General features: G+C 74.5%; 8 protein-coding genes and 2 pseudogenes. 3 read left to right on the top strand and 7 right to left on the bottom strand.

Going from position 1 to position 14,568, the window contains the following annotated elements; translation table 11 throughout:
- Nucleotides 1-103: 103 nt before the first annotated feature.
- From ABEB13_RS19925 to ABEB13_RS19940, 4 genes and pseudogenes are all read right to left on the bottom strand, one after another.
- On the bottom strand, nt 104-748 hold the full coding sequence (locus ABEB13_RS19925; protein ID WP_345706580.1) for a hypothetical protein: 645 nt from the start codon (nt 746-748) through the stop codon (nt 104-106).
- On the bottom strand, nt 745-1,299 hold the full coding sequence (locus tag ABEB13_RS19930; RefSeq protein ID WP_345706581.1) for an RNA polymerase sigma factor: 555 nt from the start codon (nt 1,297-1,299) through the stop codon (nt 745-747). Before ABEB13_RS19930 ends, ABEB13_RS19925 begins: the two co-directional genes overlap by 4 nt.
- Before the next feature lie 299 nt (nt 1,300-1,598).
- Complete coding sequence (locus ABEB13_RS19935) at nt 1,599-2,060, bottom strand: SRPBCC family protein (RefSeq protein WP_345706582.1); 462 nt, start codon at nt 2,058-2,060, stop codon at nt 1,599-1,601.
- A gap of 135 nt (nt 2,061-2,195) precedes the next feature.
- Nucleotides 2,196-2,838, bottom strand: a pseudogene (locus ABEB13_RS19940) (dihydrofolate reductase family protein).
- Nucleotides 2,839-3,047: 209 nt separating this feature from the next.
- Between ABEB13_RS19940 and ABEB13_RS19945 the strand changes: the two are divergent.
- Together ABEB13_RS19945 and ABEB13_RS19950 are read left to right on the top strand one after the other, a co-directional pair.
- Complete coding sequence (locus ABEB13_RS19945; RefSeq protein WP_380230905.1) at nt 3,048-4,286, top strand: metallophosphoesterase; 1,239 nt, start codon at nt 3,048-3,050, stop codon at nt 4,284-4,286.
- A 142-nt stretch (nt 4,287-4,428) separates the two neighbouring features.
- Complete coding sequence (locus ABEB13_RS19950; protein WP_345706584.1) at nt 4,429-5,496, top strand: PucR family transcriptional regulator; 1,068 nt, start codon at nt 4,429-4,431, stop codon at nt 5,494-5,496.
- Here the strand turns inward: ABEB13_RS19950 and ABEB13_RS19955 are convergent.
- The 3 genes and pseudogenes from ABEB13_RS19955 to ABEB13_RS40620 all read right to left on the bottom strand — a co-directional run bounded on the left by ABEB13_RS19955 (nt 5,427) and on the right by ABEB13_RS40620 (nt 13,073).
- Complete coding sequence (locus ABEB13_RS19955; protein WP_345706585.1) at nt 5,427-10,181, bottom strand: DNA repair ATPase; 4,755 nt, start codon at nt 10,179-10,181, stop codon at nt 5,427-5,429. The genes ABEB13_RS19950 and ABEB13_RS19955 overlap by 70 nt on opposite strands.
- Nucleotides 10,182-10,230: 49 nt before the next feature.
- The gene (locus ABEB13_RS19960; RefSeq protein ID WP_345706586.1) at nt 10,231-12,312 is read right to left on the bottom strand and encodes an SPFH domain-containing protein; all 2,082 of its coding nucleotides are present in this window, start codon (nt 12,310-12,312) and stop codon (nt 10,231-10,233) included.
- Between the two features lie 87 nt (nt 12,313-12,399).
- Nucleotides 12,400-13,073: pseudogene (locus tag ABEB13_RS40620) on the bottom strand (hypothetical protein).
- 343 nt (nt 13,074-13,416) lie between these two features.
- On the opposite strand from ABEB13_RS40620, the gene ABEB13_RS19975 reads away from it, so the two are divergent.
- Nucleotides 13,417-14,544 carry an NADH:flavin oxidoreductase gene (locus ABEB13_RS19975; RefSeq protein ID WP_345706589.1) on the top strand — a complete coding sequence of 376 codons (1,128 nt, stop codon included), beginning with the start codon at nt 13,417-13,419 and terminating at the stop codon, nt 14,542-14,544.
- Nucleotides 14,545-14,568: the final 24 nt, after the last annotated feature.

The following is a 14,568-nucleotide window of genomic DNA, read 5'->3' on the forward strand; positions in this document are numbered from 1 at the left end:
GGTTGGCGTGGTTGCAGTTCTGGTTGCGTCCACCCCGTCCGGCCTCGGCCGGAGTCGCCACGGCGACCCGCTCCACCACAGGTCAGGAGCTCCGCAGGCCGGTTCAGCCCACGCCGACCCCGTCGTTCTGGGCGGCCGGGAAGCAGCTGGGGGTCTGCTTGGTCAGTGAGATGTCGATGTTCCCGACGGTGGCCGGCCGGAGCGCGCCCTTGAGGGCGGTGTCGACCAGCAGCAGGCTCTCGCCGGGCGGGATGGCGGCGGGGTGCAGGATCGCGATGCGGCCGTTCCCGGGGTCGAACGACAGCACCGACTCCAGCTTGCTGCTGTCGGTGACCACCGGGGTGTGGCAGGAGTCCGAGGGCGTGAGGACCAGTGCAGGCACACCCAGGGAGCGCAGGGCGCCCTGCAGTCCGGTCCAGTCGGCGCCGATCAGCTGGAAGGAGACGGTGCCGTCCTGGTGGGGAGTCACCGTGTAGGAGGCGGTACTGAGCTGCACCGCGGCCGAGCCGCCGGGGACCGCATGGGAGGCGGCGGATCCGGTCCGGGGCGCGGGGGCAGTGCGGCCGGCGCCGGTGTGCGGCACCAGGGCGACCGCGGTGACGGCGGCGGCCAGCCCGAAGCCGGTGGCCACCAGCCTGCGGGCGTGGCGCGGCCGGGCCGGGGCCATGGTGCCGGTGGCGGGCAGGTCCGCGGCGCGGGCGGCGAGTTCGGCGCCGAGCCGCTGCTGGAAGTTCAGGGGTGTGGTCACGGGGCAACCTCCAGAAGAGCGTTCACGGACGCGGTGGTAGCGACGGAGCCGGTGGTGGCTGCGCTGATCTGCGGCGCAGCCGTCCGCAGCACCTTGCGGGCCCGGTGCAGCCGCACCCGGGCGGTGGCCGCGCTGATGCCCAGTGCGTGGGCGGCCTCCGGGACGGTCAGGCCGTCGACGGCCACCAGGTCCAGCACCGCGCGCAGCGGCTCGGACAGCGCGGCGTGCCGAGCGGCCAGTCCACGGGCCTCGCGGGCCGCGTCGATGCGTGCCTCGATCGCGGACACGTCCTGATCGTCCAGCATCCGCCGGCCGGCGATCCGGGCCACCGCGTGGAGCTCCCGGACACTGCCACGGAAGTGCGAGGCCAGGACGTTGCGGGAGATCCCGTACAGCCAGGCGACGGGCGCGCCGCGCCGGGCGTCGTAGCTGTCGGCCTGCTCCAGCGCCGTCAGGAAGATGTCGGCCGTCAGATCGGCCGCCAGGTGCACGCTGTCGGTACGTCGGGTGACGAATCCGAGCACCGTGTCGAACTGCTGACGGTAGAACACGGCGAACACTGCCGGGTCACGTGAGGGTGGGGCTATCGGATGGTCCGCTGACACGGATGACTCCTCGGAACGACGAGCACTGCCTGACGTCTCTACTTGGCTCCAGCGCTCCGAAGCGTTACGCGCGGCCCTTTCGGCCGCCTGCCGCGGCTTGGGGCCGGCGGCTGCGTCAGCGGTCCCCGAGGCCCGGTGCTTCGCTCCACCACAGGTCGGAACAGGCGTGCACCGGCTCGAAGGCCCCGACCGCCGGGAACCACCCGGCGGTCGGGGCCTTCGTCGTCTCCGTCCCTGCTTCGGGCTCAGTGGCCGCGGCCCAGCCGCCCGGCCAGCACCCGCCCGCGTTCGGCCTGCACTGTTCCGGCCTTCCCGGCCGCAAAGCGAAGCAGGCCGAACGGCGCGTGCAGCCGCAGCCGGTCGACCACCCGGGAGCCGCCGGCGCCCCGTGCGGTGATGGCGAAGCAGTAGTCCATCCGCACACCGCCGGGACTGACCACCTCGCCGCTGACCGTCGCCTCGTCCGGCAGCCGGGCGTCCTCGGTGCGCAGGCTGACCCGGATGACGTTGTCGTGCCGGACCAGTCCGAGGAACCGGAAGCGCTCGACGGCCACGTAGTGCGTGACTCCGCCCTCGCACCGCACGTCCCGCACGTCCACGAGCAGCGGGGACAGCCCGATGTAGTTCTGGGGCTCCGCCAGATGGGCCAGCACGGCGGCAGGCGTCGCCGCGATGTCGTGGCTGTGGACCAACTCAGTGCTGGGCACGTCCGACTCCCTTGTCCGACCCCGGCCCGGCCGTGGTCGTCGACCGGGAACGATCGGTGGATCGTCGCACCATCCAGCTGGGTCCGCCAGACCGCGCCCACGGCCAGGCGGCGGGGCCACGGCCGGGCGGCGGGGCTACGGCCGGGTGAAGGTCAGATGGGTGGTGCCGCCGGGCGTCGTCACCGACTCGACCCGGAACCGTTGCTCCAGCCCTTCCAGCCCGTCCCAGAGCCGCTCGCCGCGGCCCAGGACGATCGGGACGACCGCGACGTGGAGGTGGTCGACCAGGTCCTCGGCGAGGAACTGCCTGACCGTGGTCGGGCCCCCGCCGATCCGCACGTCGAGGTCGCCCGCGGCCTCGCGGGCCTGCTTCAGTACCTCCTGCGGCGAGGCGTCGACGAAGTGGAAGACCGTGCCGCCTTCCATCTCCAGGGACGGGCGCGGATGGTGCGTCAGCACGAACACCGGGGTGTGGAACGGCGGGTTCTCCCCCACCAGCCCTTCCACTCCTCGTCGGTCCACGGGCCGCGCTGCGGCCCGAACTTGTTGCGGCCCATGATCTCCGCCCCGATCCCGGCCCCCACGCCGAGGCAAGGGCGTCGTCGACACCGCCGTCGCCGCCGGCCCGGCCCTGCATCTCGTGGAAGGCGCGGGTCCGGAAGAACCACTCGACCAGCCGGGTCCCGGCATGCCCGAACGGGGCCTCCAGTGTCTGTCCCTCCCCGGCGGCAAAGCCGTCCAGCGACACGCTGAAGTTGTGCACTCGAACACGCGACATGATGCTCACGTCCCTCGACTCGGGCTCCGCCGTCGAACCGAGCGTAAGCGCACCCACCGACATGGGCCGGACCACTCGCCGCAGGAACGACCGTCGACCTCCTCTCCTCCGCCGCGGGAAGGCCGGCGCGTGACGGCTGAGCCGCGTGGCGGATGATGGGGCCAGCGGACGTGAGGGGCAGCGCAGTGACTGACAGCGGATCCATCGAGATGGAGAACGTCGTGGCCGGGCCCGAGGGCGGGGCGGTACCGGTGGCCGGTGCCGGTGCCCCGGGCGGGGGCGCACGGCCCCGGCGGTCCCTGGTCCGACGGCTGGCCGTGGTCGTCCTCGTCCTCGTGGTCCTGGGTCTGCCGCCGTGGTGGACGCTGTTCGCCTCCGGTGTCGACTGGCCGTTCCCGGTCTTCCTGGCCGGCACGGCCGTCCTGGTCGCCTGGCTGGTCTCCTTCCCCTTCCTGATGGTCGCCGGCCACGGAGCACGGCGGGACGACCGGGCGGCGCGCGTCGCGGACACCACCCTCGGCATGATCTGGGTGCTCTTCACCTGGTCGGTGCTGGGCGGCCTGGCGGACCTCGTGCTGATCGGGCTCGGCATCGGCGGCGTCGAACGGGCCAGAGCCGTCGCCGTGACCGTGGCCGTGGTCTCGGCCGGGCTGCTGGCCTGGGGCCACTACGAGGCCATGCGCGTGCCGCGGGTGAAGCGGCTGGACGTCCACCTCCCGCGACTCGGCGACGGCCTTGACGGGACCAGGGTCGTCGTCCTCGCCGACACCCACTACGGGCCGATCGACCGGGCGGTCTGGTCGGCGCGGGTCGCCGAGGCGGTCAACGCCCTGGAGGCGGACGTGGTGGTCCACGCCGGCGACATCGCGGACGGCACCCCGGCCCAGCGACGGGAGCAGTCCGCGCCGCTCGGGACGGTCCGGGGCCGGCTGGCCAAGGTCTACGTCACGGGGAACCACGAGTACGGCAGCGAGGCCCAGGGCTGGCTGGACCGCATGGCGGACCTGGGCTGGGAGCCGCTGCACAACCGCCACGTCGTGGTGGAGCGCGGCGGGGACGCCCTCGTCCTCGCCGGCGTGGACGACGTGACCGCGGAGTCCTCCGGCCTGGCCGGGCACCGCGCGAACCTGCTCGGCGCGCTGGCCGGGGCGGACCGGGAACGCCCCGTCCTGCTCGTCGCCCACCAGCCCAAGTACGTCCCGCAGGCCGCGGCCGCCGGCATCGACCTGCAGGTCTCCGGGCACACCCACGGCGGCCAGATCTGGCCGTTCAACTTCCTCGTCCGGATCGACCAGCCGGTGGTGCACGGCCTGAGCCGGCACGGGGAGCGGACCCAGCTCTACACCAGCCGGGGCACCGGCTTCTGGGGGCCGCCCTTCCGGGTCTTCGCACCGAGCGAGATCACCCTGCTCACGCTGCGTTCGGGCGCCCTGCCGCCGACCGCCTGACGCACCGGGGATCCCCACGGGCACCGTGAACTCCGTTCCGGGGAGCCGGGATCGGGGACATGGGGCGGCGGTCTCGTCCGTCCGGGGCGCGGCGAGTACGCTGGCGCGTCGCTGTCGCCGTGGAACGGGGGAGGAGCCGGTCGTGGCTACCGTCGGAACAGCCTCGGAGGCGTGTGTGCCGTCCGAGGACGAGGGGTGGCAACAGCTGCTGGAGGACGTGGCCCGGAGCGGGCGCCGGCTGCGGCGCGCGGAACTGGACGCCCTGCGCGAGTACGGCGACCGGGCCGCCGGGAGCGGCCGGGGCCTGGCCGAACTCGTGGACGAGCGGCTGGCCGCCACCGGCAGGGCCTGGGCCGGACAGCCGGTGGACCCGGCCTCGATGACGGCGTTGCGTGCGGCGGTGGCCGCCCTCGCGGCGGGGCACGGCCGGGCCTACCGTGAGCGGCTGCAGCGCGAGGAGGCCGGACGGCGGGAGTTCGTGGCGGACCTGCTGAGCAGCCGCAGCGATCTGGGGCGGCTGGCCGAACACGCCGAGCGCTTCGGGATCAACCTGGCCTGCGCGCACGTCGTCGCGGTGGCCGAGGGCGACGGCTACGACCTGGACGATCCGATGGTGCGTGCGCTGGAACGGCAGTTGCTGGGCCGCTTCGGCGAGCAGGAGGTGCTGCTGGCGGTGAAGCACGGCCGGCTGGTCTGCATCGTGCCGTCCGGGCCCGGGGAGACGGCGGCGGTCGCGGCGTTCGCCGAACTGACCCAGGGGCGCCGGGTCGTGGTCGGCCGCCCGCACAGCGGGCCGGGCGGGGTGGTGCACTCCTACGAGGAGGCGCGCTCCGCGCTGGAGCAGGCCGACCAGCTGGAGCTGCCCGGGCAGTTGCTGCACGCGGCCGACCTCCTGGTGCTGCCGGTGCTGCTGCGGGACCGGGTCGCCCTGGAGGAACTGGTGCGCGGGGTGCTGAGCCCGCTGCTCGCCGCCCGCGGCGGTGCCGAACCACTGCTGGAGACCCTGACCGCCTACGCGAACTCCCGCTACGTCACGGCGGAGGCGGCACGCCGGCTCGGGTTGAGCGTGCGGGCGCTGGCGTACCGGCTGGAGCGCATCGTCCGGTTGACCGGGCTGGATCCGGACGATGCGCTGCAGCGCTACACCCTGGAGACCGCGGTGTTCGGCGCGAGACTGCTGGGCTGGCCGGGGTCGGCGGCGGAGGCGTAGCCCGCGCACAGGGACGTCCAGCGGGCCGTCTGCTCGGGGGTGGCCCGGCCCCGGAGCAGGGCGAGTCCGAGCAGGTTGGCCTCGGCGGCGCTGCCCAGGGTGCGGGCCTCGGCGAGGTAGTGGTCGTCCAGCAGCGCCTCGACCTCGGCGTCGCTCTGGACGGGGTCGATCCGCGCGGCGAGCCGGGCCATGGTGCGGTACGAGCCCTGGAGCAGGAACGGCGGCTCCCGGCGGTCGGTCTCCTCCTGGGCGGCGGAGGCGATGTAGGCGCTGTTGACGGCCAGCACGGTGCGCTGGACCCGCCGCAGCCGGGTCAGCGCGGCCAGCGTCCGGTCGAGGTCGGGCACGAGGTGCGTGAGCCGGTCGGCCTGGGCGGCCGGGTCGCCGTCGGCGAGGGCGATGAGCAGGCGCAGGTCGGCCGGGTCGATGCCGGCGAGGGGCGCGAGCACCGGGTTCGCGACGAGCGCGTTCTCCAGGAAGGAGAGCGCGAAGACGTCCCCGTGGCCGGCCAGCACCTCGCCGAGGTTCCACACGTCGGCGCGGTTGGCGAGCATGTCGGGGATCTCGAAGCGCTGCCCGTTCGCGGTGTGGGGATTCCCGGCGAGGCAGACGGCGAAGCGGCGCCCGCGCAGGTCGAAGCTGCGCGGGATGCCGTCGCTGACGGCCTCGACGCGACGTTGGGTGTCGCACAGGGGGATGAATTTCTGCAGGAGTTCGGCGGAGACGTGCTGGATGTCGTCCACGTGCAGCATGACGTTGCTGCCCGCTTCCAGCGCGAACACGATCTTCTCCACCTCGCGGCGGGCGGCCGCGTCGGGCGCGCGCTCCGGGTCGAGCGAGGTCGTGCCGACCCCCAGGGCGGGGCCGTTGACCCGGACCATGAGCAGGCCGAGGCGGTCGGCGACGTACTCCAACAGCGTGGTCTTGCCGTAGCCGGGCGGGGAGAGGAGCAGCAGCAGACCGCTGCGATCGGTGCTGCCGCCGTGGTCGAGGGTGCCCAGCTGCCTGGCCAGGTTGTCGCCCACGAGCGGCAGGTAGACCTGGTCGATGAGCTGGTTGCGGACGAATCCGGCCAGCGGGCGGGGTCGGAAGTCGCCCAGGCGCAGCCGGGCCCGTTCGGCGTCCAGGGCGTCTGCGCGCTGCCGCTGGAAGGCCCGGTGGGCCGGGGCCCGTTCCTCCCGGAACACCTGCGCCCGGTGGGGCAGTTCGTCGATCCGGACGGTCAGCCGGCCGTCGTGGACGCGGGGGTGGCTGCCCAGCAGGCCGGCGACGGTCTCACCGACGGGGGCGTCGATCCCGTAGCGCGGGAGTTCGGGCGCGCACAGCTCGGCGACGGCCTCGGCCAGGCCCTCCTCGTTGGCGTGGGCGGCGGCGTGGGACCCGAGCCAGGCGGCGGCGAGCTGGCGGCGCGCGGGCAGGTCGGCGCGGAGCGCCCGGAGGTCGGCGGCGAGGTCGGCGGCGGCGTCGGTCTGCCGGAAGCCGTCCAGGAGGGTGCGGGCTGCCAGGCCGGTGGCGAAGCCCTCGCGGGGCTGCGCGAGTTCGTCGATCAGGTACCTGCCCGCCCGCGGCTCCGCCGGCAGGCCCGTGGCGGCGGCGAACTCGGCGACGGCACGGTCCAGTTCGGCGGCCAGTTCGGCCACCGCGGCGGCTGCGGTGTCCGCTCCGAACCGGTCGCGGGCCCGGGTGAGGGAGCGGGCGCGCAACCGCCAGGCAGCCTGCTGCTCCTCGGCGGCGCCGTGGGCCCAGAACAGCTGGGCGGCGGCGCGCACCTCGGCCGGGTGTTCCAGCAGCCCGGCGCCGGTGCGCAGCCGTAGCAGTGCGCCGAGGATGAGGGCGGCGTCGTGGTCGTGGACGCCGCGCTCGTAGCCCTCGTCGTAGGCGCGTTCGGCGGCACGGCGGACGTGTTCGAGCAGCGGATCGGCCGCCCTGTCGGCCCCGCCGGTGACCGCGGGAAGGAGCGCGGCCGCCAGGTACTCGGCGCGGTAGAGCGCCGGCGACTCGCTCACCAGCGGCTGGGTCCAGAACTCGCGCCCGGCCTGCAACTGCGGTACCCGGGCGGCTCGTCGGTAGCCGGTGCCGGTGACGAGGAAGGCGAGCCCGTCGCCGTCGGGCTGCAGGGTGAGCTCGACCGGTTCGCGGCGGACGGCGAACCGGTGGCGCCCCAGGCGGACGCTCGCCCCGCCGTCCGCGGACAGGTCGGCGCGATCACGCAGGTCGCGCAACGCGCTGCGGACGGCGCCGAGCAGGCCGTCCTCCAGCTCCTGGGCGCGCACCCGGTCGTCGAGTCCGCGCAGCTCCTCGGCCGCCGCACGGACGCGCACCGCCATCGGGTCGGCGGCCTGCGCGGCATGGATGTCGGCGGCCGTACCCAGCCCGGCGAGCCTTCGGCGCAGGGCCTCCAGGGCGCGCTGCGCGGAGGCGCCCACCCGGTCGGCGCGTGCGGCCACCTCGTCCAGCAGGGTCTGCCGACGGGCGGCGAACGCCTGCCGGATCTCCTCCCGGCGCAGTGCCAGGTCGGCGGCCAGGCCCTCGGCCTCGGCGAACCGGGCCTCCAGTGCGTCGACCCGCAGCATGAGCCGGGCGAGTTGGTCGTCGCAGGCGGCCGGGGTGTCGGCGGCGGCCAGGGCGGCGGCGGTAGCCTGGGCGAGCAGGGCCGACTCGGCGGCGTGGGCGGCCCGGTGCTCGGCGTCGAGCAGGGCGCGGCGCCGGTTCACCAGGACCGCCCGGGCGCGGTTGACGGCGGCCAGGACTTCTCCGATGGCCAGCAGCACGGCCGTTCCGGTGGCCGGGTCGGCGGCGACCGCGCCGGTGACGAGGTCGGTGACGGTGGCCAGCGCATCCGCCTGCCCGCCGAGCCGGTCGGCGAGCCGGGCGGCGTCGGCGGCGGCCGTGACCGACTCGGCGTCCTCAGCGGCCTGCTGCGCGGCGGCGAGGGAGCCGGCGAAGGCGTCCGGGCCCGCGAAGAACGCGAAGGCGCGCTCGGTCGCCGCCGTCAACTCGGCGGCCAGGTCGGCCTCGACGCGCTCCAGGGCGGCGAGGTCGAGGTGCGGCAGCTCGTGCAGTGTCCGGGTGCGGCCCTGGGCCCGGCGCAGTTCGGCGAGGAGCGCCGTCCAGCCGTCGACGTCGGTGGGCGGTTCGCCGTGGGAGCGGCGGACGAGGGCGGCGGCCTCCTCCCGGGCGCCGTCGAGGGCCTGCGAGGCGCGGGCGGCGAGCCCGCGGATCCGGGCCTGCTCGGCGGCCACCTGCCTGGCGGCCTCGCTCAGTTCGGTGAGCGGCTCCAGCAGCCCGGTGTCGGCGAGCCAGTAGTGCCGGTCCGCCGCCTTGGCGCAGGCGTCCAGGAGCAGTTCCGGGGTGGCGGCCTCCTGGCTGTCCTGCCCGGCTGCGGTGGCCGTCCGGACGACGTCGAGGCAGTCGGCGATGCCGCGGACGAGGTCCGCGTTGCCGATCCGCTCCAGCGGTCCGTCGCCGACCGGCTGGGCGGCGGCGAAGTCGGCGGACTGGAACGGCGTCCGCCACAGCTGGAGTTCGTGCGTGCGGACGGCTTCGCGGTCCGGCTTGACCAGCACGAGCGTGCCGTCCGGCAGCAGTGTGTGCGCCACTCCGTTCAGGGCCGCTGCGGCCTCGCGGCGGACGGTGTTCCAGGGCAGCAGCAGGACCTGCGAGCGGGCCGGGCGGCGCAGGACGTAGAGCAGGTCCTCCCCGTTGGGGGCGGGGAGCACGGCGTCGAAGCCCTGTTCGTCGGCAGCGCCCGCGCCGTCCGTCCGGAAGGCGCGGTGGCTGCCGTCGGCCAGCTCGTAGCCGCCCGGGAAGATCAGGCCCTGCTCGGCCGGGAGCAGCCGGGCGCCGAACCCGACCGAGTCCTGCCGGCGCACCGACCCGGTGCGGGTGTTGACGACGAGGTGGCGGTCGGCCGGCTCGTTGTAGGGGCGGATCCGCAGGAGCAGCAGCGGCCCGGTCGACGCGTGGGCGACCACGGCGTCCGCCAGGCTCTGCAGGGGTTCGTCGACCGGCTCCTCGAACAGCAACCGGTCGCCCGGGACGGTCCGCACGGTGAGCCGGCCGCCGGTGGTGGCGACGGAGACCGCGCCCTCCGCCCCGTCGATCCGGATCCGCCCGTGCTCGTGGTGCTCGCGGCCGACCGCCGTCCACTCCAGTTCGCCGGAGGGCGGCTGCGGGAGGTCGCGCTCACCGTGGTTGCCCAGGTACTCGACCCGGTCGCCGGACAACTGCCAGCTCAGGACGCGCTGGTCGCCGTCGTTCTCGCCCGTCCGGAAGACCGCCAGCAGTCGTCCGGTCGTCGTGCGCACCAGGTCGGCGAGCCGGGCGCCGCGGTAGTAGCGGAGCAGTTCGGCCAGATCGCGGTGGAAGCGCTCGTCGTCGAGCAGGCCCGGCAGGGTCGCCGGGTCCAGCGCAGAGCCGTCCAGGGCGTGCAGGGAGAGCAGGCCGGCGTCGAGGTCCGGCGCCGTCGTCCCCAGCAGCAGGACGTCGGGGCGGACGGCGACGATGCCGCACGCCAGGCCCGCCACGGCGGTGCGCGGCCGGGCCGATCCCGCGAGCTCCAGCGTGCGGGAGCCGAATGCCCCCTGCCGCAGGGAGTTCAGCTCGGCCGCCCGCCGCCCCAGCTCCGCGGCGCGGTCGGCGAGCCGCGCCCGCAGGATCTGGTAGGTGCCGTCCTCGACGCCCATGTCTCTTCCCGTGTCCCTTGCCTGGTCGCGTTCCTGCCGTTCCCGCCCGCTACTTGCCCGTGCTGCCCGTGCCGTTGACCCCGCTGCTGCCGTTGCTGCCGCTCACGGGGCCGACCGGGCCGACGAGCAGCGCCGGGTCCGCCGGCGGGGTGCCCTCGGCGCCGGTGCCGGCGAGCATGCGCTGCAGCAGTGCCAGGTTCCACGGACCACCGGCCGCCAGCGCGCGCAGCACGTCCGTCGCGTCGTCGCTGAAGCTCTTCTCGCCGCTCAGCCAGTCCGCCCCCAGGGTCCGGACGGTCTGCGAGCCCTGCACGACGCCGTCGATGCCCTTGCCGAAGGAGACCGCGCCGACCAGTCGCTCCAGGAACACGCTGTCGCCGCCGACGATGTCGATGTCCGCGCTCTCCAGCCCCGCGGCCAGTACCGCGGCCTGCGCCTCGGCGACCTTCTGCTGGACCTCCAGCGCGGCCAGCCGCACCTCCTTGTCCGCGGCCAGGCGCAGCCGGAACTCCTCGTGCGAGCGCGAGACCTCGTCGAGCGCGGCCATCGCCGCGGCCTTCCGCTCCAGGCCGACGGCCTCGCCGAGCAGCCGCTCGCGGATGCCCGCGGCCTCCGCGTTCGCCTTGCTCTCCGCCACGGCGGCCTCGGCGAGACCGACCTTCTCGATCGCGTCCGCCTTCTCCTTCAGGCCGGCCGCCTCGCCCTCCAGGCGGGCCCGCACACCGGCGGCCTCGGCCATGGCCTGACGCTCCGCCACCTCGGCCCGGGCCAGCCCGGCGGCCCCGGCCAGGGCCCGTTCGCCCTCGGCGCGGCGCAGGCTGGCGGCGGCCTCCAGCTCCGCGGTCTTCTGCCCGGCCTCGGCCAGCACCACCTGCTCCCTGGCCCGCAGGTGCGCGGCCTGCTCGGCCGCCTCGGCCGCCTTGATGTCCTTGACCAGCCGCTCCTGCGCCTCGGCCTCGGCGCTGATGATCACGCTCTGCCGGGTGCGCTCGGCCTCCTGGACGACGCGGACCCGCTTGATCTCCTCCTCCTGCTCGGCGACCGTGCGCTCGACGGCGATCCGCTCGCGCACCACCTCGGCCACACCGCGGCGCTTGACCTCGACCTCCTTCTCCACGTCCGCCTGGGCCAGCTGGACCTCTCGCTCGCGGTTGACGACCTCCAGCATCCGGTCCTTCTCGATCCGCTCGGTCTCGACCGCGAGCACCCGCTCCCGGTTCTTCTCCGCGACCGCGATCTCGCGCTGCTGGTTCTCCCGCTGCACGCCGAGCAGTTCCTCGGTGCGCAGCAGGGCGCCGTGCGACTTGAGCCGCTCCTCCTCCTGCACCATGGCGGTGGCGGCCTCCTCCTGGGCGCGCAGGGTCTCGATCCCCTTGCGCTGGCGGATCTCCGCCTCGGCCCGGCGCCGCTCCAGCTCCAGGACGGCCTCGCGGGCGTCCACGTTCTGGCGGGTGATCTCCATCTCCTCGTTGCGCTGGAAGTCGTTGGTGCGGATGTGCTCCAGCGCGGTCAGCTCGGTGATCTTGCGGATGCCCTGCACGTCGAGGATGTTCGTCGGGTCGAGCTGGGACATCGGCGTCTGTTCGAGGTGGTCGATCGCGGCGTCCTCGAGGTGGTAGCCGTTCAGATCGGTGCCGATGGCCGCGACGATCCGGTCCCGGAACTCCTCGCGGTGGGTGTAGAGGTCGGCGAAGTCGAGCTGCTTGCCGACCGTCCGCAGCGCCTCGGCGAACTTCGCGTTGAACAGGTTCTGCAGCGTCTCCTGGTGGCTCGCCCGCTCCGTGCCGATCGCCTGGGCGACCTTGATGACGTCCTCGACGGTCTTGTTGACCCGGACGAAGAAGGTGATCTGGATGTCGGCGCGGATGTTGTCCTTGCAGATCATGCCCTCCCGGCCGGTCCGGGAGATCTCGATGGTCTTCACCGAGATGTCCATGACCTCCGCGCGGTGCAGCATGGGCAGGACCAGCGCGCCGGTGAACGTCACGTCGACGTTCTTGGGCCGGGAGACGATCAGCGCCTCGCCCTGGACCACCTTGCGGAACAGCCGGCCGAAGAGCAGCAGCGTGCCCAGGCCGATGAGCAGGAGGACGGCGACGAGCACGCCGATTCCGATGGTGACGACAGACATGGCTGTTCCCTTGGACGACCTTGCCGTGGATGGATGGGTGACCGGGTTGCGCCCTGGCGGCGGCGCAGGTGATGACGCGGCGTTGCGTCAACCGGTCGACGGAGGGGCGGGCATGACCCAGAAGAACTCGCCCTCGGCGTCGTAGTCGTAGATGAGCGCGGACGTCCCGGCCCGCAGACCGCTTCCCGCGGCGGCCGCGTCGGCGCGGTTCTGGCGCACCTGGACCACGGCCGAGGAACCGTCGGCGGCACGGACCTCGGCCTGCCCGAAGTCGGGGCCGACCCGTCCGGTGCGGATCACGCAGCCGAGTCCGACGAAGTCCCGGCGCGAGGGCGGCGGGGCCGGCTCGGGCATCACCCGACGCAACGGCCAGACCAGCAGTCGAGCCCCCGCCCAACCGCCGACCAGCGCCAGCGGGAGCAGGAACCACGCCCCCGGCTGCCGAGCCAGGCCCCTCCGGTCAGCGCGGTGAACCAGGCGAAGGCCACCACGAGCGACACCGCCACCGTGACCGGCACCCCGCCCAGGCCCACCGCGCGCTGCAGCCCGGGGTGCCGCAGCCCTCCCCCACCGTGGCCGTGACCGTGGCCGTGGTGCCCCCCACCGTGGTGCCCCCCGCTGTGGCCCCCGTGCCCCCCGCGTGCCCCGTGGACGTGCACGCCGCCCACGAGCACCAGCACCCAGTAGCCCACCACCACGATCAGCGCGAAGGTGAAGACCGCGGTCGGATACCCCGTGACCGCCCCCAGAAAGCCACGCACTGCGCTCGCCCGCCTTCACGCGTCCCCCTGCGGCCACACTCCGTGAGCCGCTCGCGCCATGGTGGCCCCGTATCCGGCACCCACGCAGTGCGTGATCCCGGCAGTCTTGACGCCCTCTTGACGTCCTGGTTCAGCTCACAGCGCGGCAGCGGCCCCGGACCCGAGGAGCGGCGGCGCCCCGGGCCCGGACGGCCGCCCCCGCTCCGGCCGCCCGACGCCGGCCGCGTGTCCGGGATCACAGGACCGTTCGCCCGGCGGGCGAAATGCCTCGGCCGCCGGAACGGTTGGCATCTGCACGCATGCATGCACGTGCACATACCGACCGGTACCTGCGAGGAATTCCATGACCGTCACTGCGTCCTCCGCCTCCCGCGCGGCCGAGATCCTCTCCCGGCCCGTCGCGCTGAACGGCCTGACCGTCCCCAACCGCATCGCGATGGCGCCGATGACGCGCATGTTCTCCCCGGGCGGCGTCCCCGGTGCGGACGTGGCGTCGTACTACGCCCGGCGCGCCGCCGCGGGTGTGGGCCTGATCGTCACTGAGGGGACGTACGTCGGCCACGAGTCGGCCGGCCAGAGCGACCGGGTGCCGCGGTTCCACGGCGAGGAGCAGCTGGCCGGGTGGGCGAAGGTCGCGGAGGCCGTGCACGCGGCCGGCGGCACGATCGTGCCGCAGCTGTGGCACATCGGCATGGTGCGCAAGCAGGGCGAGCCGCCCTACGCCGACGCCCCCGCGGTCGGCCCCTCCGGCATCCGCATCGACGGCACCGAGGGCACCGGCAGGGCGATGACCCGGGGCGACCTGGACGATGTCATCGGCGCCTTCGCCGAGGCCGCCGCGGACGCCGAGCGGATCGGCTTCGACGGCGTGGAGCTGCACGGCGCCCACGGCTACCTCCTCGACCAGTTCCTGTGGGCGGGCACGAACCGCCGGACGGACGCGTACGGCGGCGACCCGGTGGCCCGGACGACGTTCGCGGCCGAGCTCGTGGCCGCCGTCCGCGAGCGCGTCTCCCCCACCTTCCCGGTGATCTTCCGCTACTCGCAGTGGAAGCAGGAGGCCTACAGTTCGCGGCTCGCCGACACCCCGGAGGAACTGGCGGCGATCCTGACCCCGCTGGCCGAGGCCGGGGTCGACGCCTTCCACGCCTCGACCCGCCGCTACTGGCTGCCGGAGTTCGAGGGTTCCGACCTGAACCTGGCGGGCTGGACGAAGAAGCTCACCGGCCGGCCCACCATCACCGTGGGCTCGGTCGGCCTCGACGGCGACTTCCTCGGTGCCTTCATGGGCGAGGGCGCGCCGCTCCAGGGCATCGACAACCTCCTCGACCGCCTGGAGCGCGAGGAGTTCGACATGGTCGCGGTGGGCCGCGCGCTGCTCCAGGATCCGCAGTGGGCCCAGAAGGTCCTGGCGGGCCGGCTCGGCGAGCTGAGGCCGTACGACGCGGCGGCGCTGAAGACGCTGAGCTGAGCGGGGCCCACGGGGCCTCGCAAC

Origin of the sequence: Kitasatospora paranensis (assembly GCF_039544005.1) — a bacterium.
In the GTDB taxonomy this organism is placed as follows: Bacteria; Actinomycetota; Actinomycetes; order Streptomycetales; family Streptomycetaceae; genus Kitasatospora; species Kitasatospora paranensis.

What these genes read in the sequence shown, in the direction of transcription:
- ABEB13_RS19945 (WP_380230905.1), top strand. Translation starts at nt 3,048, where the DNA reads ATGGAGAACGTCGTGGCCGGGCCCGAGGGCGGGGCGGTACCGGTGGCC.
- ABEB13_RS19955 (WP_345706585.1), bottom strand. Translation starts at nt 10,181, where the DNA reads ATGGGCGTCGAGGACGGCACCTACCAGATCCTGCGGGCGCGGCTCGCC.
- ABEB13_RS19960 (WP_345706586.1), bottom strand. Translation starts at nt 12,312, where the DNA reads ATGTCTGTCGTCACCATCGGAATCGGCGTGCTCGTCGCCGTCCTCCTG.
- ABEB13_RS19975 (WP_345706589.1), top strand. Translation starts at nt 13,417, where the DNA reads ATGACCGTCACTGCGTCCTCCGCCTCCCGCGCGGCCGAGATCCTCTCC.